20 protein-coding genes and 2 tRNA genes are annotated in these 20,923 nt (G+C 30.0%); 7 read left to right on the forward strand and 15 right to left on the reverse strand.

Annotation, left to right across the window (positions count from 1 at the left end; all coding sequences use genetic code 11):
- Positions 1–34 precede the first annotated feature (34 nt).
- From AJ882_RS09500 to AJ882_RS00645, 3 genes are all read left to right on the forward strand, one after another.
- The gene (locus tag AJ882_RS09500) at positions 35–385 is read left to right on the forward strand and encodes a hypothetical protein (RefSeq protein ID WP_250482763.1); all 351 of its coding nucleotides are present in this window, start codon (positions 35–37) and stop codon (positions 383–385) included.
- Positions 358–528, forward strand: a complete 171-nt coding sequence (locus AJ882_RS09505) for a hypothetical protein (RefSeq protein ID WP_228568083.1) — start codon at positions 358–360, stop codon at positions 526–528. Before AJ882_RS09500 ends, AJ882_RS09505 begins: the two co-directional genes overlap by 28 nt.
- A gap of 83 nt (positions 529–611) precedes the next feature.
- A complete protein-coding gene (locus tag AJ882_RS00645) occupies positions 612–1,253 on the forward strand; it encodes a thiol:disulfide interchange protein DsbA/DsbL (RefSeq protein WP_014517246.1) in 642 nt (213 codons plus the stop codon).
- Positions 1,254–1,287: 34 nt separating this feature from the next.
- Here the strand turns inward: AJ882_RS00645 and AJ882_RS09510 are convergent, their stop codons facing one another.
- Both AJ882_RS09510 and AJ882_RS09515 read right to left on the reverse strand, forming a co-directional pair.
- A complete protein-coding gene (locus tag AJ882_RS09510; RefSeq protein ID WP_002867466.1) occupies positions 1,288–1,665 on the reverse strand; it encodes a c-type cytochrome in 378 nt (125 codons plus the stop codon).
- Positions 1,666–1,729: 64 nt separating this feature from the next.
- A complete protein-coding gene (locus AJ882_RS09515; RefSeq protein ID WP_014517247.1) occupies positions 1,730–2,275 on the reverse strand; it encodes a c-type cytochrome in 546 nt (181 codons plus the stop codon).
- Positions 2,276–2,482: 207 nt separating this feature from the next.
- On the opposite strand from AJ882_RS09515, the gene AJ882_RS09415 reads away from it, so the two are divergent.
- Complete coding sequence (locus AJ882_RS09415) at positions 2,483–2,623, forward strand: hypothetical protein (protein WP_002852524.1); 141 nt, start codon at positions 2,483–2,485, stop codon at positions 2,621–2,623.
- On the opposite strand, the gene AJ882_RS00670 is transcribed toward AJ882_RS09415, so the two are convergent.
- Genes AJ882_RS00670 through AJ882_RS00690 form a run of 5 tightly spaced genes read right to left on the reverse strand, consistent with a single transcriptional unit; the run spans position 2,611 to position 7,092 of the window.
- Positions 2,611–3,243: a hypothetical protein gene (locus tag AJ882_RS00670; protein WP_011049800.1), complete on the reverse strand. Its 633-nt coding sequence runs from the start codon at positions 3,241–3,243 to the stop codon at positions 2,611–2,613. The two genes, AJ882_RS09415 and AJ882_RS00670, sit on opposite strands and share 13 nt — an antisense overlap.
- Positions 3,240–3,482 (reverse strand): hypothetical protein, encoded by a 243-nt coding sequence (locus AJ882_RS00675; RefSeq protein ID WP_002852415.1) that lies wholly within the window; start codon positions 3,480–3,482, stop codon positions 3,240–3,242. The genes AJ882_RS00670 and AJ882_RS00675 overlap by 4 nt, the downstream gene beginning before the upstream one ends.
- Entirely contained in the window at positions 3,466–4,512 is a 1,047-nt protein-coding gene (locus tag AJ882_RS00680) for a DHH family phosphoesterase (RefSeq protein WP_011049801.1), read from the reverse strand. Before AJ882_RS00680 ends, AJ882_RS00675 begins: the two co-directional genes overlap by 17 nt.
- Before the next feature lie 8 nt (positions 4,513–4,520).
- Complete coding sequence (gene flhA / locus AJ882_RS00685) at positions 4,521–6,695, reverse strand: flagellar biosynthesis protein FlhA (protein WP_070279628.1); 2,175 nt, start codon at positions 6,693–6,695, stop codon at positions 4,521–4,523.
- Positions 6,682–7,092 (reverse strand): Rrf2 family transcriptional regulator, encoded by a 411-nt coding sequence (locus AJ882_RS00690; protein ID WP_002852609.1) that lies wholly within the window; start codon positions 7,090–7,092, stop codon positions 6,682–6,684. Before AJ882_RS00690 ends, flhA begins: the two co-directional genes overlap by 14 nt.
- A gap of 174 nt (positions 7,093–7,266) precedes the next feature.
- On the opposite strand from AJ882_RS00690, the gene rpsO reads away from it, so the two are divergent.
- Positions 7,267–7,539: a 30S ribosomal protein S15 gene (gene rpsO / locus AJ882_RS00695; protein WP_002852579.1), complete on the forward strand. Its 273-nt coding sequence runs from the start codon at positions 7,267–7,269 to the stop codon at positions 7,537–7,539.
- Between the two features lie 85 nt (positions 7,540–7,624).
- On the opposite strand, the gene AJ882_RS00700 is transcribed toward rpsO, so the two are convergent.
- Positions 7,625–10,465, reverse strand: coding sequence for a DNA translocase FtsK (locus AJ882_RS00700; RefSeq protein WP_041176765.1), 2,841 nt, complete (start codon positions 10,463–10,465; stop codon positions 7,625–7,627).
- 109 nt (positions 10,466–10,574) lie between these two features.
- The gene (flgL, locus tag AJ882_RS00705; RefSeq protein ID WP_011049803.1) at positions 10,575–12,827 is read right to left on the reverse strand and encodes a flagellar hook-associated protein FlgL; all 2,253 of its coding nucleotides are present in this window, start codon (positions 12,825–12,827) and stop codon (positions 10,575–10,577) included.
- 180 nt (positions 12,828–13,007) lie between these two features.
- Between flgL and AJ882_RS00710 the strand changes: the two genes are divergently transcribed.
- Positions 13,008–13,094: transfer RNA gene (locus AJ882_RS00710), tRNA-Leu, on the forward strand.
- A 10-nt stretch (positions 13,095–13,104) separates the two neighbouring features.
- Positions 13,105–13,179: transfer RNA gene (locus AJ882_RS00715), tRNA-Gly, on the forward strand.
- A gap of 28 nt (positions 13,180–13,207) precedes the next feature.
- Here AJ882_RS00715 and abc-f read toward each other — a convergent pair.
- From abc-f to AJ882_RS00745, 6 genes are read right to left on the reverse strand one after another with little or no spacing between them, the layout of a single operon-like run.
- Positions 13,208–15,139 carry a ribosomal protection-like ABC-F family protein gene (abc-f, locus tag AJ882_RS00720; RefSeq protein WP_011049804.1) on the reverse strand — a complete coding sequence of 644 codons (1,932 nt, stop codon included), beginning with the start codon at positions 15,137–15,139 and terminating at the stop codon, positions 13,208–13,210.
- A 3-nt stretch (positions 15,140–15,142) separates the two neighbouring features.
- Positions 15,143–16,432 carry a sensor histidine kinase gene (locus tag AJ882_RS00725; protein ID WP_011049805.1) on the reverse strand — a complete coding sequence of 430 codons (1,290 nt, stop codon included), beginning with the start codon at positions 16,430–16,432 and terminating at the stop codon, positions 15,143–15,145.
- Positions 16,426–17,088, reverse strand: a complete 663-nt coding sequence (locus tag AJ882_RS00730) for a response regulator transcription factor (RefSeq protein WP_002860529.1) — start codon at positions 17,086–17,088, stop codon at positions 16,426–16,428. Before AJ882_RS00730 ends, AJ882_RS00725 begins: the two co-directional genes overlap by 7 nt.
- Positions 17,075–18,658: a phosphoglycerate dehydrogenase gene (gene serA / locus AJ882_RS00735; protein WP_070279630.1), complete on the reverse strand. Its 1,584-nt coding sequence runs from the start codon at positions 18,656–18,658 to the stop codon at positions 17,075–17,077. Before serA ends, AJ882_RS00730 begins: the two co-directional genes overlap by 14 nt.
- Positions 18,655–19,143 carry a hypothetical protein gene (locus tag AJ882_RS00740; RefSeq protein WP_002856886.1) on the reverse strand — a complete coding sequence of 163 codons (489 nt, stop codon included), beginning with the start codon at positions 19,141–19,143 and terminating at the stop codon, positions 18,655–18,657. The genes serA and AJ882_RS00740 overlap by 4 nt, the downstream gene beginning before the upstream one ends.
- Complete coding sequence (locus AJ882_RS00745) at positions 19,143–20,813, reverse strand: 30S ribosomal protein S1 (RefSeq protein WP_011049806.1); 1,671 nt, start codon at positions 20,811–20,813, stop codon at positions 19,143–19,145. Before AJ882_RS00745 ends, AJ882_RS00740 begins: the two co-directional genes overlap by 1 nt.
- Positions 20,814–20,923 lie beyond the last annotated feature (110 nt).

Consider the following 20,923-nt stretch of genomic DNA (forward strand, 5'->3'; position numbering starts at 1 on the left):
AGATGAGAATGGTAATGTTGTTGATGATTAGAGATTGTATGAGATTTTAGATCCTTATAGAAGTACTATTATCAAAGCTTTAGATCAAAGTGCAGTGTGTTTAAATATAGATGCAAGCAAAGCGGGTAAAACTTTAAGCGATGAAGAACTTGCCAAAATGGATGAAAGCGACAAATTTGGAGATATAGCAGGTATAGGCAGGAATTTGGGCGCATATAAAGGGTGGAATAAAGAATTTCAAAAATATTTATTGCAACCTGTAGATAAAAATGACAATGAATGGTTTTATCCTGTAACTTCTTTAACTCAATATGAACCAGATAAAGATTCTATTATGGTTTATAGTGCAACGCTGGAATGGCTTTTAATCTTAGTAAAGGTGTAAGTCTTGGAGAACCAAAACCTGAAATTGATGAATTTAACTGGGGCGCTAAGGAGTCTTCGGTTCAAATTCAATTCAGCGGTTCAGGCACGGGTTATCAAGCAATGCCTTTTAGTGTTGATCAAGCATTCAATCCTAAAAAATAAATAAGCCCAAATTTATTTTTGGGTTTATTTATTTTTTTTAAATAAAATTATCTTTGAAAATTTTATTTAACCAAGGATATAATATGCGTAAATTTTTTTGCAAATTTGTTTTAACGCTTGTATTTTGTTCAAGTTTTGCATTAGCAAATAATAGTTTTATTACTCTTAATCCAAGTTTACCTAGCTCTGAAAATAGTGTAATAGAAGCATTTTCTTATAAATGTATACATTGTTACAATCATCATAAATTTGGAACCCTTGAAAAACTGAGAGAAGCTTTTCCAAATTTACATTTTAAACTCTATCCTGTAAGTTTAATGAATGGGGAATTTTCCAAAGAAATGAATGAGCTTTTTGCCTTTGCTCAATATAAAGATGAACAAAATGGTAAAGACGCGAGTTATTCTGATAGTTTATCTTATAAACTTGCTGATGTTTATTTTGTTTCTTATTTTTTAAACAAGCAAAGAAATCTTTCAAATTTAGATGAATTTTACGACATAGGTTTAAAGGCTATGAATGTAAATAAAAATGAAGTATTAAATTTTTTAAATACCCCAAAAGCTAAAGAAATTTTAAGCGAGTTTCAAAGAGCTAATGATATAGCTAAAACCTATGGCACCCCTGCTTTTGTTGTTAATGGAAAATATCAAATTAACCCAAGTGCAATCAATTCGATGCAAGATTTAGAAGATCTAGTTAAAAAATTAAGTAATATGAAATAATAAATTTTTAAGGCAATAAAAATTGCCTTAAAAATTATTTTTTGATCATATTTGTATAAGGTCCATAGCGATGTTGGGTTGTAGAAAAGCTATCATCATAAGGTCCTACATCCATATCTAAAGGCTTAACCTTTCTATCTGGAAAGTCTTTATTTCTATTTGCTTTAATAGGACAAGCTTGTGAATTCATGTAAGCTGCTACATCATAAGCATCTTCAAGACTTAAGTCAGGCGCACCTTGAGGCATATTTTCTTTAATATAAGAAGCAGCTTTGATAAGACGATACATTCCAGTTCCTGTATTATAACTATCATCACCCCAAAGTGGTGGATAAAGATAATACGCCCCTGTGCTATCCTCATTTTTAAGCCCTAAGCCATTTTCTTGATGACAAACGGCACATTTATCCATATAAATTGCCTTACCTTTTTTTAGGATCAGCTGCTCTTAAGATGAAATCTATCTTCTTAAGTCCCTATCCTTCTATCTTAGCTCCTACTGGAACTCCTTGAGATAACCATTGCATATAAGTTAGCATGGCTTTCATTTCAGGTGTATCACTAGGCATTCTTTTGCCATTCATAGAGCGTTCAAAACAGCCATTGATCCTATCTGCTAAGGTAATTACTTTATCTCCTCTTGCATTATATTGTGGAAATCTTGCCCAAATTCCTACAAAACCCGATTGATTTTGCACACTTCCACCATTAGCATGACAGCTTGAACAAGAAAGATTATTTCCCGCAAATCTTTTTTTAGGATCTTTGGCTTGTGGACCCACATATTTGCTTGTTTCATTAAGAATTTTATTTCCCAAAATAACCATTTTGCTATATTCTGAATTTTTTGGCATTTTAGTTTCATCTATAGTGCCATCTTCATTTAATTCCTTAGGTAAATTCCATTTGGCAGTAGGCAGATCAATACCTGTTGCACTCTTAGTTTTTTCCAAATTTGGATCTAAGGTTAAAGCACAACTTCCACATAACAACAAAGTTAAAACTATAGAAAATTTATTCATCAATTTCCCTCCTTATTTTGCGTAATTTAAATTCAGTATAAGACTTTATTTAGAAAAAGTCAATAAAACCTAATTACATTTTAAGAAAAAAGCTTTAAACCTTAAAATAATATTCGTTTATATTTAAAATAGAACTTATATATTTAAAGCAAAAATAAAGTTTTTTCGCTATAATAAAATCTTGCAATATTTTTAAAGGTTAGGTTAATGAAAAATTTAAGCATTCAAGAAAAAAAAGACTTAGACAACTGCGTTTTTCAAAATCTTGGAAGGCAAGATACTTTTACTTTAAGTGTGGTTTTTAAAAATTTTTATTTAAAAATTAAAGCATTTATTTATTCTAAATAATACCACTTAAAATCCTTTTTTGTGCAGGAAAGATCTTTAAAAGAAGGTGATTGGATAAATAGTTTGCACTCTTTATCCAAATTTTCTATCCCGTATATTTTCATAGCCATTCTTGAGTCATGTCTTGTAAGTTCTATTCCAACACAAGCTTGATTGTTGATTTTGTAAAGTAAAGTGCCACCATCTTTTTCATCTATATTTAAAATATCCAAATTCTTATTTTTACTCATATCTTTTACATCTTTACTAAAAGAATATCGGAGTTTATAATATATCATAATATCCTGCATGGTATTTTTCAAATTTTGTAAATTTTCATTAATCAAATATCCATTATTTTTATAAAGTTTTAAAAAATCTTCATTAAGAAATTTTTGAAAACTTTCATCTTTAGATAATTTTTGACAAGAATTATAGCTATTTAAAATTCTAACTTGACTGGCTTCTATTAAAAGTTCAAGGCAATCTTTATTTTCTTGTGAAAATTGCACTAATTTAACTTCTTGAATCTTAAAATCTTTATTCGGTTTTTTTTCATAAGCAAAATCATTTAATTTTTCATAAATATTAGCAAAACTTAAAGAATATAAACTAAAAAAAATTAAAATATACTTTTTCATTGAAAAAAATCTTTGTATTTATTTTTTAGAAATTCCACCACTTCTAAAATTTCATCAACCCCTTCTTTGTTGGAATTTTCGAGTACATTATCTATATTATCAATATAAGCTTCTATTGCATTTTCTAATTTTTCTCTTTTAACTCCAGCGTATAAAAGCATAGCTTCTAAAACTATACTAAGCTCATATTGCAAATCTTCTAATTCATTTTTTAAGGTTTTATTATTGTTTTGATTCATTGTTTTCCTTTTTAAGTTCTTTGCTTTTAATTAAATCAATAATTTGAGCCTTAATATAATTATAATTTGCTCCATCTTTAAATGTCACAAAAAGTCCACCACTAGCATTTTTATGTCCGCCACCACCTACTAAATTTTTAGCCATTAAACTTACATCTATTTTTCCATTTGCACGAAAACTTAAGGTTTTTCTAGAACTAACATCAATAAAAAAGTCATAATCAGGATTTTTTACTAAAAAATCATTTCCAATAACAGAAGTATTGCCTATATTTGAAGTTAAGATGCCTTTATGGCCTTCATATTCTATGCTAAAATTTTCTTTTAGCTCACTTAGTTTTTCAACTACAAAATAAGAAATTAAATTAGAAAGAGTATCATCATTTTTTCTGGCAAAATAATCCTTTTTTATAAAATGAGTAGCATTATCGAGTAAAATATTTGCATTTTCTTTTCCTATAAATTTCCAAGCCTTATCAAGCAAGAAAAACATATAATCAATTTGAGATTCTTTAAACATTACACGATTTATTTCTTTTGCATTGGCAATCAAGCCTAAAAAAACCTTTCCAAGTTCAAAATTTTCATCCTCGCTTAGCCAAATATCAACAGCATTAACCACATCAACAAATTTTGAAAGTTCTAAAACAGGAGTACAGATTTTAGAGAAAAAATCATAAACGATTTTAGTTGCACATCTTTTAGAATCAAGTAAATACCAAGAATATTTTTGAGCACATTCTTCGCCACTTTGATGATGATCAAGAAGAAAAATTTTAGTATTTTTCTCTTTGCAAATTTTTTCAAATTCTTCGCATTGATTTAAATTTAAATTTAAATCTGTTATTAGAATAATAGCTTTTCCGAAATTTTCATCTTTTTCTATATCACCTATAATAGAGTTAAAATTTTCATTAATTTCTTTACCATAATTAGAATTATAAAATTTCACATTTTTAAAATAAAAATTTACTATAAATTGACAAGCATAGCCATCAAGATCTGTATGTGAAAGATGATAAATTTTCATTATATTCCTTAAAGTTCTATCCTAATAATACCCTCGGTATTAAAATTTGTATTTTCTGCAATTTCTGCAAAACTTAACACTACTATATTAATGCTAAAATTATAACAAATATCAGCAATGAATTTTCTAAGCTGCGGTTCAACGCAAAGTATAAAAGGCTTGATACGACCATTTGCTACTGCGGCAACTTCAGCCCTTAGAGTATCTACTAAAGTACCTGTTTGAGCTACACTTAAAGGCAAGTGATAACTTCCATCTCTAAATTGTACATTTTCCATTAAAACCGCAGAACTAGCAGAGTCTAAGATAAAAATATCCAAATTTCCTTTATCATCTAAATACATATTTGTAATCATCCTAGCTAAGGACGCCCTTACATGTTCAATAATCATATCAAAACTCTTGCTTACTTCTGCTATATCGCTTACAGATTCTAAAATAGTAAGCATATCTTTAATTGGTATGTGATGCTTAAGCAAGTCTTTGAGAATTTTTTGAATAAGACTTACAGGTGCAACACCTAAAGCACCTTCTACGATGATTGGATAATCATTTTTAACCTTATCAAGAAGATTTTGTACCTCTTGGCGTGTGAGAAGTTCGCTTGCGTGCGCTTTGATAAGTTCGCTCATATGTGTTGAAATAACACTTGCAGGATCTATTACTATATAGCCATTTAATGTTGCTTCATCTTTTAAATTCGCATCAATCCAAAGTGCATCAGAGTTAAAAGCGGGTTCTTTTGTAGCAATCCCTTCTATCTCTTCTGTGATAAAACCACTATCCATGGCTAAATATTTATCCGGATAAATTTCAGCACTTGCTATAGACACGCCCTTGAGTTTAAAACTATACTCATTTGGTTTAAGTCTTAAATTATCTCTTATTCTTATTTTTGGCATTAAAAATCCTAAACTTTCAGCAATACTTCTTCTCATTGAGCGAATTCTTTCTGTAAGTTCGTTTTCAGCAAGCTTAATAAGTCCGTATCCAAGTTCAAGTTCTAAAATTTCAACTTTGAGTATATCGTTAATCTTGTGCTCTTCTTCTTTGAGAATTTCTTCTTCGCTTTTCTTAGCAGGCGCTGCCGTTGTCCCACCTGCTCCACTTTGAGATGCAACTGCGGCACTTGGTTTGCTTTTTGTAACTGTAGTTATATCAATTTTACCTTCCTTAACCTGCTTGGTAAGATAGCCAAGGCTTAAAAATACTAAAGCCATAAAGCCCAAGGATAAAGTTGGCAAACCAGGCACTAACGCAAAGATAAAAAGTACAAAACCTACTATTAAAAGCGTGCGATATTCGCTTAAAAGTTGAGTTAAAGTTCCTTCTGCAAAATTTTCCTCATCTTTGCTTGCACGAGTGATAATTATAGCGGTTGCAGTAGAAGTAATAAGCCCTGGAATTTGAGATACAAGTCCATCACCTATGGTTAAAATAGTATAGGTAGAAGCAGCATCGCTTAAAGCCATATCGTGCTGAAAAGATCCTATTAAAAAACCACCTATGATATTTATAATAGTTATGATAATTCCTGCAACAGCATCTCCTTTGATAAATTTAGAAGAACCATCCATTGCACCATAGAAGTTTGCCTCAGCAATAACTTCTTGACGTCTTGCTCTAGCGGTTTGTTCATCAATAAGTCCTGCATTTAAATCCGCATCAATAGCCATTTGTTTACCCGGCATCGCATCAAGTGTAAATCTTGCTTGTACTTCAGAAACCCTTGTACTACCTTTTGTTACAACCATGAAATTAATCAATACTAAAATACAAAATACAATCACGCCAATGACCATATTTCCACCAACAACAAATTCTCCAAATGCTGCTATAATCTCACTCACAGCTTCAGGGCCGTTTTGCCCTTCGCTTAAAATCATCCTTGTGGTAGCTATATTTAATGAAAGCCTAAATAAAGTGATAATCAAGATTAAAGTTGGAAAAGTTGTTAAATCTGTCGGTTTGGGTATATAAATAGAAATTAAAATAATTAATACCGATAAAGCTATGCTTAAAGCCAAGAAAAAGTCCAAAATAGGGCTTGGTAAAGGAACTATAATAATAGCTAAAATACAAACTAAAAAACCAACAATAGTCAAGCTTTTAGCTTTTAAAACAGGAGCGATTAAAGGCCCCAAGAAAGGAAAAACTAAATCGACTATTTTATTTTTTGCCATTATTTTTCATAATATCTTCTAAAGTAATAGAATCTAAAAATTCATCTACTTTATTTTGTAAATTTACTAACATAGGCATTAAGGTGCAATTTTCTTCTTTATTATTTGGACAAGTGCCACCACTGCATTCAAATACACTGATATCCTTTTTTTCAGCACTATTAACAATTTCTTTTATAGTATATTGACTTGGTTCTTTGATTAAAACAAAACCACCTTTTGCCCCTTTAAAGGATTTTAACAAGCCATCTTTAGCTAAAGTTTGTAAAATTTTAGCTAAAAAACTTTTAGGAATATCAAGCTCTAAAGCTAAAGAATCTACATCTTGAGGTGTTTCTTTTTGAGAAATATAAATTAAAGAAAGTAAAGCGTATTCGCTAGCTTTGGTAAATAGCACAGATTCTCCTTGTTATAACTACAGAAATAGCTGTAATTATAATAAATAATTCTTAGAAAAAGACTTAAATTTTGACAAAACCTTCTAAAAAAGATAAATTCAGTTTATTTTTTGCTTTTTAAGATAAAATTACAGTTCTTTAATTTTATTATTTTACCAATCAGGAGGTCTATCATGGCTTTGGATTCGGCCAAAAAAGCAGAAATAGTTGCGAAATTCGCTAAAAAACCAGGTGATACTGGTTCAACAGAAGTTCAAGTAGCTCTTTTAACTGCAAGAATTGCAGAACTTACAGAACATTTAAAAATCTACAAAAAAGACTTTTCATCAAGATTAGGACTTCTAAAACTTGTAGGTCAAAGAAAAAGACTTTTATCTTATCTTAAAAGAAAAGATTATAATTCTTATAGTAAGTTAATTACTGAATTAAATCTTAGAGATAAATAATTTTTAAGCCCTTTTTACGGGGCTTTTGCCTTTTAAATTTCTTCTTTTGTAATCAGTTTTATATATCAAAAACACAAGAAAAATCTTACAAGATTTCCCTTTGTCCTTTGGCATCAGGTTCGCTTAAAATCCCGTTTTGCGTAAGTTGTTCAATAATATTTGCAGAGCGGTTATAGCCGATTTTTAAACGGCGTTGTAAATAAGAAATGCTTGTTTTTCCATCTTCTAAGATTACTCTTTTAGCTTCTTCATAAAGCTCATCTACTTCCCCATCAAAGCTTTCATTTGTTGTAACACCTACGCTTTGTTGATCCTTTAAAAAGCTTTCATCATATTCTACGCTTTGTTGATCCTTTAGAAAATCCACGATTTTTTCTATTTCAAATTCGCTTGCAAAAGGCGCATGCAAACGCACTATAGAGCTTGTTCCAGGAGGAGTAAATAAACAATCCCCTCTTCCAAGTAAACTTTCAGCACCCATAGCATCTAAAATAACTTTAGAGTCAATTTTTTGCCCTACTTTATAAGAAATTCTACTTGGTAAATTCGCTTTAATTAGTCCTGTTACAACATCAACAGAAGGTCGTTGTGTAGCTACAATCAAGTGGATTCCACTTGCTCTTGCCATTTGCGCAAGTCTTCCTATATAAAATTCTACATCTTTACCCGCAGTCATCATCAAATCAGCAAGTTCATCGATAATTACTACAATAAAAGGAAGTTCTTCTCCGCCTAATTCTTTCATTTTTTCATTGTAATTTTCTATATTTTTGGTTTTTGCATCAGCCATTAAGCGATAGCGTCTTTCCATTTCAGCTACCATATTTGAAAGCGCATTGACTGCTTTTTTTGGATCTGTGATAACAGGAGTTAAAAGATGAGGAATGTCATTATAAATGCTAAATTCAAGCATCTTAGGATCTATCATCATCAAACGCAAGGTTTTTGGAGAGTTGCGATATAAAAGACTTAAAAGCATAGAATTTATCCCCACACTTTTACCACTACCTGTCGTTCCTGCGATGAGTAAATGCGGAAGTTTTTTAAGATCGGTTACAAAAGCATTGCCTACTATATCTTTACCTAAAGCTATGGTTAAAGGACTTTTAGCGTTTTTAAAAACTTCACTTTGTAAAATTTCTCTTAAATAAATGGTTTGAATTTCATCATTTGGAACTTCTATACCTACAACATCTTTTCCTGGTATTGGAGCTTGAATACGGATTGATTTTGCCATTAAAGCCATAGTTAAATCATCTTGTAAATTTAAAATACGACTTACTTTCACATCTGCACTAGGACGAAATTCAAAAGTAGTTACCACAGGACCAACATAAGTGCTTATAACATCGCCGCCTATTTTAAAACGACGCAATTTTTCAAGAAGATTATAAATTTTTTTATCTATTTCACTTTCATTGATTTCTTGTTTGTGTTCTTTTGGATTAGCTAAAAAATCTAATGGCGGCAAGGTGAAATCTTTTGGTTTTTCTACTTCGCCCTGCTCTATTTCACGCAATAAAGCTTGGTTAATAGCAATTTCTTTGGCTAAAACTGCTTTTTGAAGTTTAACTTCTTGATCATTTGTTTTTTCATTATCGATTTTAGTTTCTGTATTTTGGATAAAATCGAGTGTATTTTTTTCTTCTATAACTATTTCATTTATATTTTTTATAGGAGTAGGTTCTATATAAGGATGATTTAACTCTTCTACAATGGGAGCAAATCCAAAGATATTGTCTGCTTTATCTAGATTTTTATTTTCATTTATTTTGTCTGATTCTTCTGTTTCTGTTTTAATTGTTTTTGGGCTATTAAAACTATATTTATTCCCTTCTATAATATCGCTTGAATTTATCGCATCATATTCTTCTAATTTTTTAATTTCTTGTTTTACTTTATTTTCTAAAATTTCATTTTGATAGGCTTTGTATTCTTGTTCTAGTTTTTCTTTTTTTATCAAATTCTCTCTAAGTTCAAGCTCTTTTGTAAAAATTTTTGGTTTAACTTCTTGATTAGAAACTGGAATTTCAATATTTTTACGTTTATAACTTGGCTCATCTAAATTTTTATTTGTATCTATTTGCTTTATATCTTCAAGTTTTTTAGGTTTTAAAAAACGTTCAGGAATCATATCTACCTCTTCTTCTGAAATAAAATTAAAATCTTCATCAAGACTAATGCTCATTTTACTAGCCTTTTGTGCGAAATTTCGCACTTGTTGAGAATACTCATGAACAAAACTTCTTGATTCTTTTAAACTTTGTTTATCAATCTCTATGGTTTCATCTAAAATTTGATTTTTTAGTTTTTCAAAATTTTCCTTGGCCGTGGTAATTGAATTTTTACTTGCATTGATATTGCTATCTTTAATTATCTGTTCTAAGTTATTGGTTTCCCTTTTTTTGTTTATTTGTAAATTTCCATAAATACTATCTTGCAAAATATTTAATTTTGGAGCTATAGGTTCTGATTTACCTACATCTTCTTTCTCGTTTTCTCCACCAAATACACGCATAAGTAAAGATTTAAAAGCTTGCTCTATTTTTAATAAATAAGTAAAATCTAATTCTATTTTTAAAATTTCTTTTGCAAATTTTGGAAACAATAAAACCAAAGAAAATAGTAGAAGTAAAAGAGCAAAAATTCCACTCCCTGTACGCCCTAAGATTATAGAAAAAAATCCATATACAATTTCTAAAATATACCCAAACTCTCTATAAAAGACAGAAAATAAAAGCAAGGTAGAAAAAAAGGCCAAAGAAAAACCAAAAAGCTCCCTACGCTTAAAATTTTCTATTTTATATTTTTTTTTATAGTAGAGATAATTTAATATAAGCAAAGAAAATGGATAATAATACCCAAATTCTCCAAATAAAAATAAATTAGCCTTGTAAACCCATTCTCCCATGCCAGGTGCTAGCATACAAAGACAAAGATAAAAAATAACAAGCGTGGAGCTGGTAAAAATGGCTTCTTTTTTAATATTCTTTCCTTGAAAATAAAATCAAAGCCAAATTATACCATAAAAAATTTTACATATAATTTAATAAGCTAAGTTGAGAAATTGTTGTACTAGCTTTAAGAGAAGCTTGATATGCAAGTTGAACTTGCATTAAATTCATCATTGCCTCACCATAATCTACATCAATCACATTTGATTTTATACTTTGGACATTAACGCTTAAAAAGGATGTGCGTGTATTAACACCTTCGATAGTATTATGATATGCTCCCATAGTTGTATTAAGCTTGCTAACATGATCTGCTAAATGATCAAGTCTTTCTAAAGCTCCTTGCATACCTGTATTTCTAGGGTTTTCACTTTCGGAGTCTGCTCTCATATTGCCTTTTAAAACAGCATCAATCATTGAATCTAAATCTTTAATAATATCCACATTTGGCTCATCTATAGTTAAAGAATTATTCGCGCTAAAACTAAAATTTGGACCATTTTGCACAGTAGAAGTTATGGTAAAAGGAGGTGCTGGAAATTGGCCACTTTGAGAATCACTAAGAGAAATTTCTATATTAGTGCCTGAAGAAAGTTTATCAGTAACACTAATACGACCTTTATAATCCATACTTACATCAACAGTAGCTTGTGAATCTTTCATGAGTTGTTGTATTTGGGTATAATCTGCATTATTAATTTGACCATTATTGACTTGTATGGTTGTTGTAGGAATTTTATCTGCAGCAAACATACCTATAATATCATTAATTTGACCATAAGTAATATCATTTGATCCTGTAACAACTCCACTATTTCCAGTTGCAGGATTAGTATGCATAATAGGAAAGCTTATGGTTTGACCTGGATTATTAGGATCAGGATAGCTTACAGTTGAAGTTTGTAAATTTATAGTAACATCGTAAGAATTTCCACCTTTGGAATTGACTTTTAAATTTAAAGTAGTACCATTTAGGCTATCTCCTGCCATTACCTCGCTAAGTTTGGTTGAATCAGTGGCATAAGCATTGTTTCCTTTGATAACTTGAGAAACATTACCATAAACAGTATTGCCATTTTTTTCAAAATACACATTATCGTAATCAGCTCCATTGGTGGCATTTCCATCTGTATCTGTCATTTTACTTTTGATAAAATCAGTTTGTTTTAAATCGATTGTGAATTGTTGATTGTTGATTGTTACAGTTACAGGGTTGTTTAATTTTGTTATATCTCCATTATTGGGATTTCCTAGCGCAGCAGTCATCACCCTGTTTGTAACATCTTCCATTGTAATACCTTCATTCTGTGCTGCTTGGATAATATTATTTAATTCAGTTTTATCATCAGCTTGTGGTGTGAAAGCTACAGCATGAAAATCGAGTTTATTATTACCTTGCTTTAGATCTGTAATTTGAATTTGACCACTATCATTCATACTTACTTCTACTACTTTATTATTTGGAGTATTACCATAAAGAGCTCCAATATTTTCCATTACATCTTCTAAAGTATCTTCGGGTTTGACGAGTACAGCACTTTTAAAACTTGTTCCATCGGGTCTTGTACCTTGAACATAAAGAGTTGTTGGAGGAAAATTAAGTTTTAATTCATCATTATCAAAGTCTTTATCGGGGTCTAGTTTGTCATCTTTTACATAACCTTGCCCGATAAGTTGTTGCCATTTAGAATCTCCTGTGAGATATTTGGTTTTATCAGGGTCTTTATTTAAATCCCAACGATTATCTGTAAAACTAACATTAGTGCTTATTTGTTTTTTATAGTCTCCATCTGCTTTAAAAAATAAATCCCAACCTGGTATATTGTATGGGCTTTCAGTTCCAGCTCCAGTTACTACATTAATATTATTTTTATCTCCATAATAATTTCCATTAGAATCAAAAGGTTTGTTTGCAACTTGAGAACCTGCAAAAAGATACTGACCATTAACACTGGTATTTGCAAGCTGAACTATGCTTTCTTTTATACGTTCTAGTTCTTTTGCTATAGCTTCTCTTGAGGTTTGAGAATTGCTATCGCTTGCAGCTTGGGTTACTTTAACTTTAAAATCTTCAAGAAGTTTAACCATATCTTGTAAAGCTTTCATACTATTTTGAGTCATTTCTTGAGCTCTACTTGTTGATTCTTTTACTTGTTCTAACGTTTTAATTTCATATTCAAGACGCGTATTATCTATATAAGTGCTTGCATCTTCATATGAATTTTGTATTTTCAAACCTGAAGCAAGTTGTTGAGATATCTGATATAAAGCACTTTGACCGCCCATAGAATTATTCACACTATTTGTGAAGTTAAGTTTATTTGTAATTCTCATTTTTTTCCTCTAAAGTATTAAAGTTAAAATCTTTTCAAACATTGCTAATAAACAAAAGCAATAACTGTTCCAAAAATTTAAATTATATAATTTTATATTGTCTTTTTGAAAATACTTTTTATTTTTAAAGTATTTTTTAGCCTAAAAAAGTATAATTTTAGCTTTAAATCTTAAAAATGAGCCCGAGTGGTGAAACTGGTAGACGCGCCAGACTCAAAATCTGGTAAGGGCAACCTTGTGTCGGTTCGAGTCCGACCTCGGGCACCACTTATTTTTTGCGGGAATAGCTCAGAGGTAGAGCACAACCTTGCCAAGGTTGGGGTCGCGGGTTCGAATCTCGTTTCCCGCTCCATAGAATAAAAAATATAAAATCTCTTTAATTATAAATTCTCGCTTTTCTCTAATACTAAAAAATACTCATTTTCTAGAATTTCAAGTTCTTTTTGCATTACTTCAAGCTCTTGATAAAGCTTGTTAATACCTATTTCTTGATATACATTTGGATCGGATAAATTTTGATTTAATTTAGCTATCTTTTGCTCTAAAAAATCTATTTTTTCAGGATGGTTTTTTAATATCTCATTTTCTTTGTAGCTCAATTTTTTGGAGCTTTTTTCTTTTTGGTTATTATTTTGCTCTTGGGTTTGAAGCTCTAAAGCAAAATTATCCAATTCTTCAATTTCTTTTTCATTTTCAAGATATTCAGTATAAAGAGTGTGTAAAATATTTATATATCCATTTCCCTCAAAAGCATAAAGTTTTGTTGCGATTTTATCAACAAAATATCTATCGTGTGATACTAGCAAAATAGCCCCTTCAAAACTAAGTAAGTATTCTTCTAATATATTAATCGTAGCTATATCAAGATCATTAGTTGGCTCATCTAAAATCAAAACATCATATTCTTTAATAAAAAGCAAGGCTAAAGCAACGCGATTTTTCTCTCCGCCACTTAAAAGAGCCACGCTTTTATCTAAAAATTCCTTAGGAAATAGAAAATTTTTCAAATATCCATAAACATGCATATTTTTACCACGAACTTCAACCCTATCTCCACCATTGGGACAAAAAATTTCAAGCAAGCTTTTATCAGAATTTACCAAGCTTCTAGCCTGATCAAAATATCCTATCTTAAGCTCTCCGCGTTTTATTTCACCGCTATCTTGTTTTATTTGCCCTAGAAGAATTTTTAACAATGTTGATTTTCCACAACCATTTCTTCCTACGATAGCTATGCGTTCACCTTGTAAAATACGCGTTGAAAAATCTTTAAAAAGATTTTTATTGTTTATATTTTTGCTTATATTTTTAAGCTCAAAAAGCATTTTTTTACGATTGATCGTTTTTTCTCCATTAAAATTTAAAGCCGCTCTTGAAATTTCAAGTTTTAAGCGTTTGATTGCCCCAGGATTTTTTTTCGCTTCTTCACGCATTTTAAAAATGCGTTCTTTTCGTCCTTCATTTCTTTTAAGTCTTGCTTTAACCCCTCTTCTAAGCCATTCTTCTTCGCTTTTTAATTGCTTTAAAAGAGTTTCATGGCTCTTAGTAAGGCTTTGTAAAATTTGTGTTTTTTTCTCTAAATAGTTTGCATATCCGCCTTTAAAAATACTAAGCTTACCCTGCTCTACTTCTACACACTTGTGTGCTATAGCGTCAATAAAATATCTATCATGGGAAATAAAAATCACACACATCTTTGAATTTTTTAGCAATTCTTCCAAAAAGCTTGTCATATATACATCTAAATGATTAGTTGGTTCATCAAGCAATAAAATATCAGGATTTTTTAGTAAAAGTATGCAAAGCCCAACGCGGCGTATTTCTCCACCACTTAAAGTAGATATAATGCGATTTTCATACTCAAGTAAACTAAATTCTTTTAAAACGCGTATTATTTTAGATTCTATACTCCAAGCATCTTTACTATCAATCAAAGTCATAAGCGTATCTATTTTTTGAAGATAATCTTTATTACTAGGATCTTCTTCTAATTTTTTATGCAGTATTTCATATTCTTCTAAGGTATTGTAAATTTCTACAAGCTCTTGCTTGATGGCTTCTTTTACGCTTAAATTTGCATTAAAATCAACGGTTTGTGAAAGCATGGCTATGCTTTTTCCATTTTGTCTTATTATTCTACCGCTATCTAAAGGAAGTGTGCCTAAAAGCGTTTTTAAAAAAGTAGATTTTCCTTCTCCATTTTTGCCTATAATAGCAATCTTTTCTCCCTCGTTTGCGCTAAAATTTACTTCATTTAAAACTATTTTGTCTCCAAATTTTTTTGAAGCTTCAATTAAATCTATAAGAGCCATTTTTTATCCTTGACTGAGTTTAAAGCTAAAACTAGAACCATAACCTAAAGTGCTAGAAATTTCAAGATAACTTTTATGTATATTTAAAATTTTCTTTACTAAAAAAAGTCCCAAACCAAAAGAATTATTACTTTTTACATCAATTTTATAAAATTTTTTTGTAATCAATTTTATTTTATCTTCTTCTATACCTTTTCCAAAATCTTGCACTATTATCTTTTGATCTCTTGCCGTTAAAATGACTTTTTTTTGACTATATTTTAAAGCATTAGAAAGCAAATTTATAATCACTTGCTCGATTAAAAATTCATCAGCCTTAACTTTCGTGCTTTTACCTTGCAATGCAACTCTTTCAAAGCCTGGGTTTTTAGTGATTTTTTCACATAGAGAAAAAAGATCGAATTCTTGCATCTGCAAGGCTTCACTATTAAGATTAAAAACAAAATTAAGCTTATGGGTTAAAGCATTAAGTTTAACGCTTTGACGTGAAATTTTTTCTAGTAATTCCTTTTTTAATTTTTTATCTTCCAATTTCTCATCTTTTAGCATCTCTAAGCTAAGATCAATCACGCTTAATGGATTTTTAAGTTCATGAGAAATAGCAGAAATCACGCTAGCAAGCTGAGTATTTTTTAAAGTGATTTTATCGCTTTGTTTTTTATTTTTTTGGGTATTCTTTAGAATTTTATCCTTAGTTTTTAAAAGTTTCTCATTTAGTAAATTAAATTCTTTAAACATTCCTTTTTCTAATATAACAACTTTATGATCCCCTATAGAATCCAAAAAATCCAAAATTTTATTAAAATTTTTCTCTATTCTTCTACCTAACAACAACATTAAAATAAAAACAAACAGCAAGCATACTCCAAAACCGATTGCCATTTTTGTCCAAAAAAGTTCTAAATCTAAAAAACGAGGATAAACAATAATAATATATTTATATCCTTTGCAAATAAAGCTTTTAGTGAGAATTTTTTTTGAATTGAAATTTAAAATTTCTCCTTCTTTAAGATTAGAAAAAAAATCAGGATTTTTTACAGAACTTATTTTCATATCATTGTTTAGGATAATAAAATCAGCCCTAGTATCTTTAGCAAAATCCTTGATATTAGCATCATTTAAATGCTCTAAGAGAGAAAATTTTAAAACATCATCAAGGCTTTTGATTTTTTGTTCATATTGTTTTATAAGCAAGAAATTAAGATAAGAATTAGTAAAAGTATAAAAAATAAACCCAAAAATCAAAGCCAATACAACAAAAAAAACTATAAAAATATTTTTAGTTTTTAGCATAATTTATAGCCAATACCCCTAACACTTATAATATGATCTTTTAGTTTTGGAAATTTATTTCTAAGTCTTGTTAGAGCTATATTGATTGTTTTATCACTTGTAGTATCATCCTTCCAAACACTTTCGCTTAAAAATTGTCTAGTAAGCAAGGTATTTGGATTTTCAAAAAAACATTTTAAAAGCTCATAGTCAAGATTTGAGATTTCTAATTTTTGATTTTTGTAAAAGAATTCATAACTAACCAAATCTAAAATAAAATCACCAAAAGATAGTTTTTCTTCTTCTTTTTTATGGCGTTTTAAAATTGCTTTAATGCGAAGCAAAAGCTCATTGAAATCAAAAGGTTTACAAACATAATCATCACAACCACTTTCAAAGCCTTCGAGCAAATCTTGATGTAAAGCCTTGGCTGTAAGAAAAATAACTGCTTCTTTATATCCTTGCTCTCTTAAATCTTGAATTTTTTCTAAAGAATCTCCACTGGGCAAATTTCTATCGACTATTAAAAGATCAATTTGCTCATTATCGAGCAAATCTTCAACTCCAAAAAAATCCGCTAAAGATATAACTTCATAACCACTAGATTTTAACTTTAAAACAAGCAGTTCGTTTAAATCTATATCATCTTCTATAATTAAAATTTTAAATTTCAACATATTGGACAAATACACACGCCTCTAATTGTTTTAGTTCATCTAATACTTCTTTTTGAACTTTTTCATCAATCAAAACAACAGCCAAAGCATACCCAAAACCATCTCTACCAAGCCTAAAATCAGCTATGTTGATATTTTTAGCTGCCAAAACGGAACTGATTTTAGCTATAACTCCTGGTATGTCTTTGTTTTTAAAAATAATCATTTTTCCCTTTGGCTTAAAATCAGTTTTAAAGCCATTTAATCCAACTATGCGTTGTTCATTTTCATTAAACACTGTTCCTGAAACACTGATATTTGAATTTTCGGTGATAATTTTAACGCTAAGTTTATTATTATAACCACTATTTGGAAGAGTTTCGCAAGATAATTCAACTCCTTTTTCTTTGGCAACAAATTCTGCATTAACATAATTAATTTTCTCTCCTAAAATTCCACCCAAAGCACCAACAGCTGCAAAAGTTAGCATAGAATTTGCATACTCACCAATAATTCCTTCAGCCTCTAATTTAATACTTTTTATAGGATTTTTATCAATTTGAACAGCTAAAAAAGCCATTTTAGAAACAAGTTCTATATAAGGAGCTACAAAAGGTGGTAAGTCTTCAGTTTTAATTGGTAAATTTAAGGCATTAGGATAAGCCACGCCTCGTGCTGCACTTAATGCTTGCTCACAAGCTTCTCTTGCGATATTGTCTTGACTTTCTAAAGTATTTGCTCCTAGGTGAGAAGTAACTGAAATATTTTCAAAGTCTAAAAGAGGATGATTGGTTGCGGGTTCTTTATCGAACACATCTATACCAAGCCATGCTATTTTACCACTTTTTAAACCTTCATATAAAGCCTCTTCTGTGTATAATCCTCCGCGAGCACAATTTATTAATCTTATTCCATCTTTCATTTTTGCAATTTCTTGCTTTCCTATCATACCATTGGTTTCTTTGGTTTTTGGTGTGTGAATGGTAATAAAATCACTTTTTTCTAAAATTTCATCCAAATTTTTTGCTTGTTCCATATCTAAATCTGTAATCTTAGAAGCAGAAATATACGGATCATAGGCTAAAATTTTCATACCAAATGCTTTAGCACGGATAGCTACTCTTGAACCTATATTTCCAAAACCTATAACCCCTAGCGTTTTATTCATCAATTCAATGCCATACCATTTTTCTCTTTCCCATTTTCTTTCAATTTTTAAAAAATTATGAGCATTGACAAAGCTTCTAGCTGATGTTAAAAGATGTGCCATTGTTAGTTCAACTGCGGCAATAGTATTTGCAGTTGGGACATTCATCACAATCACTCCTCGTTTAGAACACTCTGGAATATCAACATTATCTACGCCCACCCCAGCACGCACAAGCGCTTTTAATTTTTTGGCATGATTTAAAAAATTTACATCTACATCCGTAGAACTTCTAGTAATTGCAACTTCAATATCGCTTAGCATTTGCATAAGTTCATCTTTTGGAAATTTTGCAGCTTCTATAAGCTCAATATCTTCAGCTTTTCTTAGAATATCGACACCTTTATCCAAAATAGTATCACACACTATAATCTTTTTTTTCATAACCAAATTTCCTTTACTTCTGTATTTATTTTATATTTTTTTAATTCTTTGATAATATCATCTATAAGTTTTTCATTGCCTGTATCCAAAAAGATTTCTGGACTATCGCCAGATTTAAGAAGAAAATACTTCACATTAAAAGAATTTAAAGTCTGCCTTAAGCAAAACATAGAATAAATATCATATTTTCCAACTATAAGCTGATAATATTTATTTTTCTCCTTAAGCTCGCTAGTATCTGCATCAAAATATAAGGTAAATTTTTCTGCTGCTGGGGTAAAATCTCTTGTAGGCCATTTTGCTAATTCTTCTTGCCATGAAAGATCTTGATTTTGGGTTTGAATGCTTGGCTGCGTATTTGTATCTTTAGCAAATTGTGGAATGAAATTTACATTAGCTTTAAATTGCCAAAGCAATGTAAAAACAACAGCAAGCAAAATGAGTAATAAAATACTCAAAATGCTTATTGTAATGTATTTTTTCATTAAGCTAGCTGATCTTTAATGATATCACCTAAAGTTACTTTATCATCATTATTGATTTCATTAAGAACTTCTCTTTCTTTTATTCTAACAAGATTTTTAACACTTAGGCGAATTCTATTTTTCTTTTCATCAATAAAAACTATAGCAGCTTCAATATCGTCGCCAATTTTTAAATTTTCAAGCATAGAAGTGCTTATATCTTCTTTATGAATTAAAGCATCAACATTTTTACTTAGCTCTACAAAAACACCAAAATCTTTAATATCACGGATAGTGCCTTTTACAATATCGCCGACTTTATGAATTTTGGCATATTCTTGCACTGGAGAACTGTTTAATTCTTTTGCGCTTAATGATATTTTTTGGTTTTCTTCATCTATTTTGATAATTTTTACCTTGATTTTATCCCCTTGAGAGAATTTGTCTTTACATTTATCGTTTCTATCCCAAGAAGCATCTTCATTATGCAATAGACCTTCAATACCGCCAAGTTTAACAAACGCGCCAAAAGAAGTTACCGAGGTGATCTCCCCTTCAACCACATCTGCAATTTTGTAAGATTTCATAAATTCATCAAAAGGTCTAGAAAGTAAATTTCTTAAAGAAACTCTTAAGCGTCTTTCATTTGGATTGATTTCAATTACTTCAACATCAATTTCTTGACCTTTGTTGATATAATCTTTTGGATTTTTAATATTTTTATCCCAAGAAATTTCACTGATATGTAAAAATCCTTCTATATCATTTCCTAAATCCACAAAAGCACCATAAGGCTCTATATTTGATACTATTACTTTAATGGTATCACCTACATCAAGAGTATCTTTTATCTCGCTCCATGGATCGGGTAAAGCCGCTTTTATAGACAAGGATAAATGTTTGCGTTCTTTATCATACTTTATAACTTTAACTGGAACCTTATCACCCTCTTTATAAAGTGTTCCAGGATTTACAGGTCCTTTGTAAGAAATTTCGCTGTAATGAACAAGGCCATCAACACCTCCTACATCTACAAACATACCATAAGTGGTAATTTTTTTTACAATACCTTCAATTAAATCTTCTTGTTGTGCTACATTATTGATCAATTCTTTTCGTTTTCTTCTCTCATCATCTAAAGTTTTTTTACGAGAAACAATGATACTTTGCTCATCTTTGTCGATTTTAATAATTTTAACTTTAAACGTTTTGCCTATAATATTATTTGTTTCTTTAAAGCCATATTGAGATTTTGGTAAGAAAAATTCAACATCATTTTCATCAACAACTATCAATCCGCCTTTATTTTTTCCAACTACTTTTACGGTAAAAATATCATCTTGATTTTCTTGATAGTTTTTAATAAATTCAATAACTTTTTCTTTTCTCAAAGCTTTTTTATGAGAAAGTAAAGATCTGCCACCACGAGAACCCATAACAGCAACTTTAATACTATCGCCTACATTAAACAATAGCTTAGAATTGTCACCTTGTATTTCGCTAAGAGCTAAAATACCTTCAGATTTTTTACCTATATCTACATAAACTTCATCATTTTTGATCTCTACAATCACACCCTCTGTTGTAGCCTCTTCTCTTGATTTATCGAAAGCCTCCAAAAGCTGTCCAAAATCTTCTTCCTCAAGATAATCATCTACGCCGTCTTGAACTTTTTTGTTCACCTCGCTCATTATGGTCCTTTAAAATAATTTTTAGAAATTGATTGATTTTACCTTATTTTTCTTTAATTAGTGTTAAGTTTTTTTATTTTTGTTAATTTTTTTTAAATTTTTGACTTTTT

It is taken from the genome of Campylobacter sp. BCW_6461 (assembly GCF_001762735.1).
In the GTDB taxonomy this organism is placed as follows: Bacteria; Campylobacterota; Campylobacteria; order Campylobacterales; family Campylobacteraceae; genus Campylobacter_D; species Campylobacter_D jejuni.

What these genes read in the sequence shown, in the direction of transcription:
- AJ882_RS09505 (WP_228568083.1), top strand. Translation starts at nt 358, where the DNA reads ATGGCTTTTAATCTTAGTAAAGGTGTAAGTCTTGGAGAACCAAAACCT.
- AJ882_RS00645 (WP_014517246.1), top strand. Translation starts at nt 612, where the DNA reads ATGCGTAAATTTTTTTGCAAATTTGTTTTAACGCTTGTATTTTGTTCA.
- AJ882_RS09510 (WP_002867466.1), bottom strand. Translation starts at nt 1,665, where the DNA reads ATGGATAAATGTGCCGTTTGTCATCAAGAAAATGGCTTAGGGCTTAAA.
- AJ882_RS09515 (WP_014517247.1), bottom strand. Translation starts at nt 2,275, where the DNA reads ATGAATAAATTTTCTATAGTTTTAACTTTGTTGTTATGTGGAAGTTGT.
- AJ882_RS09415 (WP_002852524.1), top strand. Translation starts at nt 2,483, where the DNA reads ATGAAAAATTTAAGCATTCAAGAAAAAAAAGACTTAGACAACTGCGTT.
- AJ882_RS00670 (WP_011049800.1), bottom strand. Translation starts at nt 3,243, where the DNA reads ATGAAAAAGTATATTTTAATTTTTTTTAGTTTATATTCTTTAAGTTTT.
- AJ882_RS00675 (WP_002852415.1), bottom strand. Translation starts at nt 3,482, where the DNA reads ATGAATCAAAACAATAATAAAACCTTAAAAAATGAATTAGAAGATTTG.
- AJ882_RS00680 (WP_011049801.1), bottom strand. Translation starts at nt 4,512, where the DNA reads ATGAAAATTTATCATCTTTCACATACAGATCTTGATGGCTATGCTTGT.
- flhA (WP_070279628.1), bottom strand. Translation starts at nt 6,695, where the DNA reads ATGGCAAAAAATAAAATAGTCGATTTAGTTTTTCCTTTCTTGGGGCCT.
- rpsO (WP_002852579.1), top strand. Translation starts at nt 7,267, where the DNA reads ATGGCTTTGGATTCGGCCAAAAAAGCAGAAATAGTTGCGAAATTCGCT.
- AJ882_RS00700 (WP_041176765.1), bottom strand. Translation starts at nt 10,465, where the DNA reads ATGCTAGCACCTGGCATGGGAGAATGGGTTTACAAGGCTAATTTATTT.
- flgL (WP_011049803.1), bottom strand. Translation starts at nt 12,827, where the DNA reads ATGAGAATTACAAATAAACTTAACTTCACAAATAGTGTGAATAATTCT.
- abc-f (WP_011049804.1), bottom strand. Translation starts at nt 15,139, where the DNA reads ATGGCTCTTATAGATTTAATTGAAGCTTCAAAAAAATTTGGAGACAAA.
- AJ882_RS00725 (WP_011049805.1), bottom strand. Translation starts at nt 16,432, where the DNA reads ATGCTAAAAACTAAAAATATTTTTATAGTTTTTTTTGTTGTATTGGCT.
- AJ882_RS00730 (WP_002860529.1), bottom strand. Translation starts at nt 17,088, where the DNA reads ATGTTGAAATTTAAAATTTTAATTATAGAAGATGATATAGATTTAAAC.
- serA (WP_070279630.1), bottom strand. Translation starts at nt 18,658, where the DNA reads ATGAAAAAAAAGATTATAGTGTGTGATACTATTTTGGATAAAGGTGTC.
- AJ882_RS00740 (WP_002856886.1), bottom strand. Translation starts at nt 19,143, where the DNA reads ATGAAAAAATACATTACAATAAGCATTTTGAGTATTTTATTACTCATT.
- AJ882_RS00745 (WP_011049806.1), bottom strand. Translation starts at nt 20,813, where the DNA reads ATGAGCGAGGTGAACAAAAAAGTTCAAGACGGCGTAGATGATTATCTT.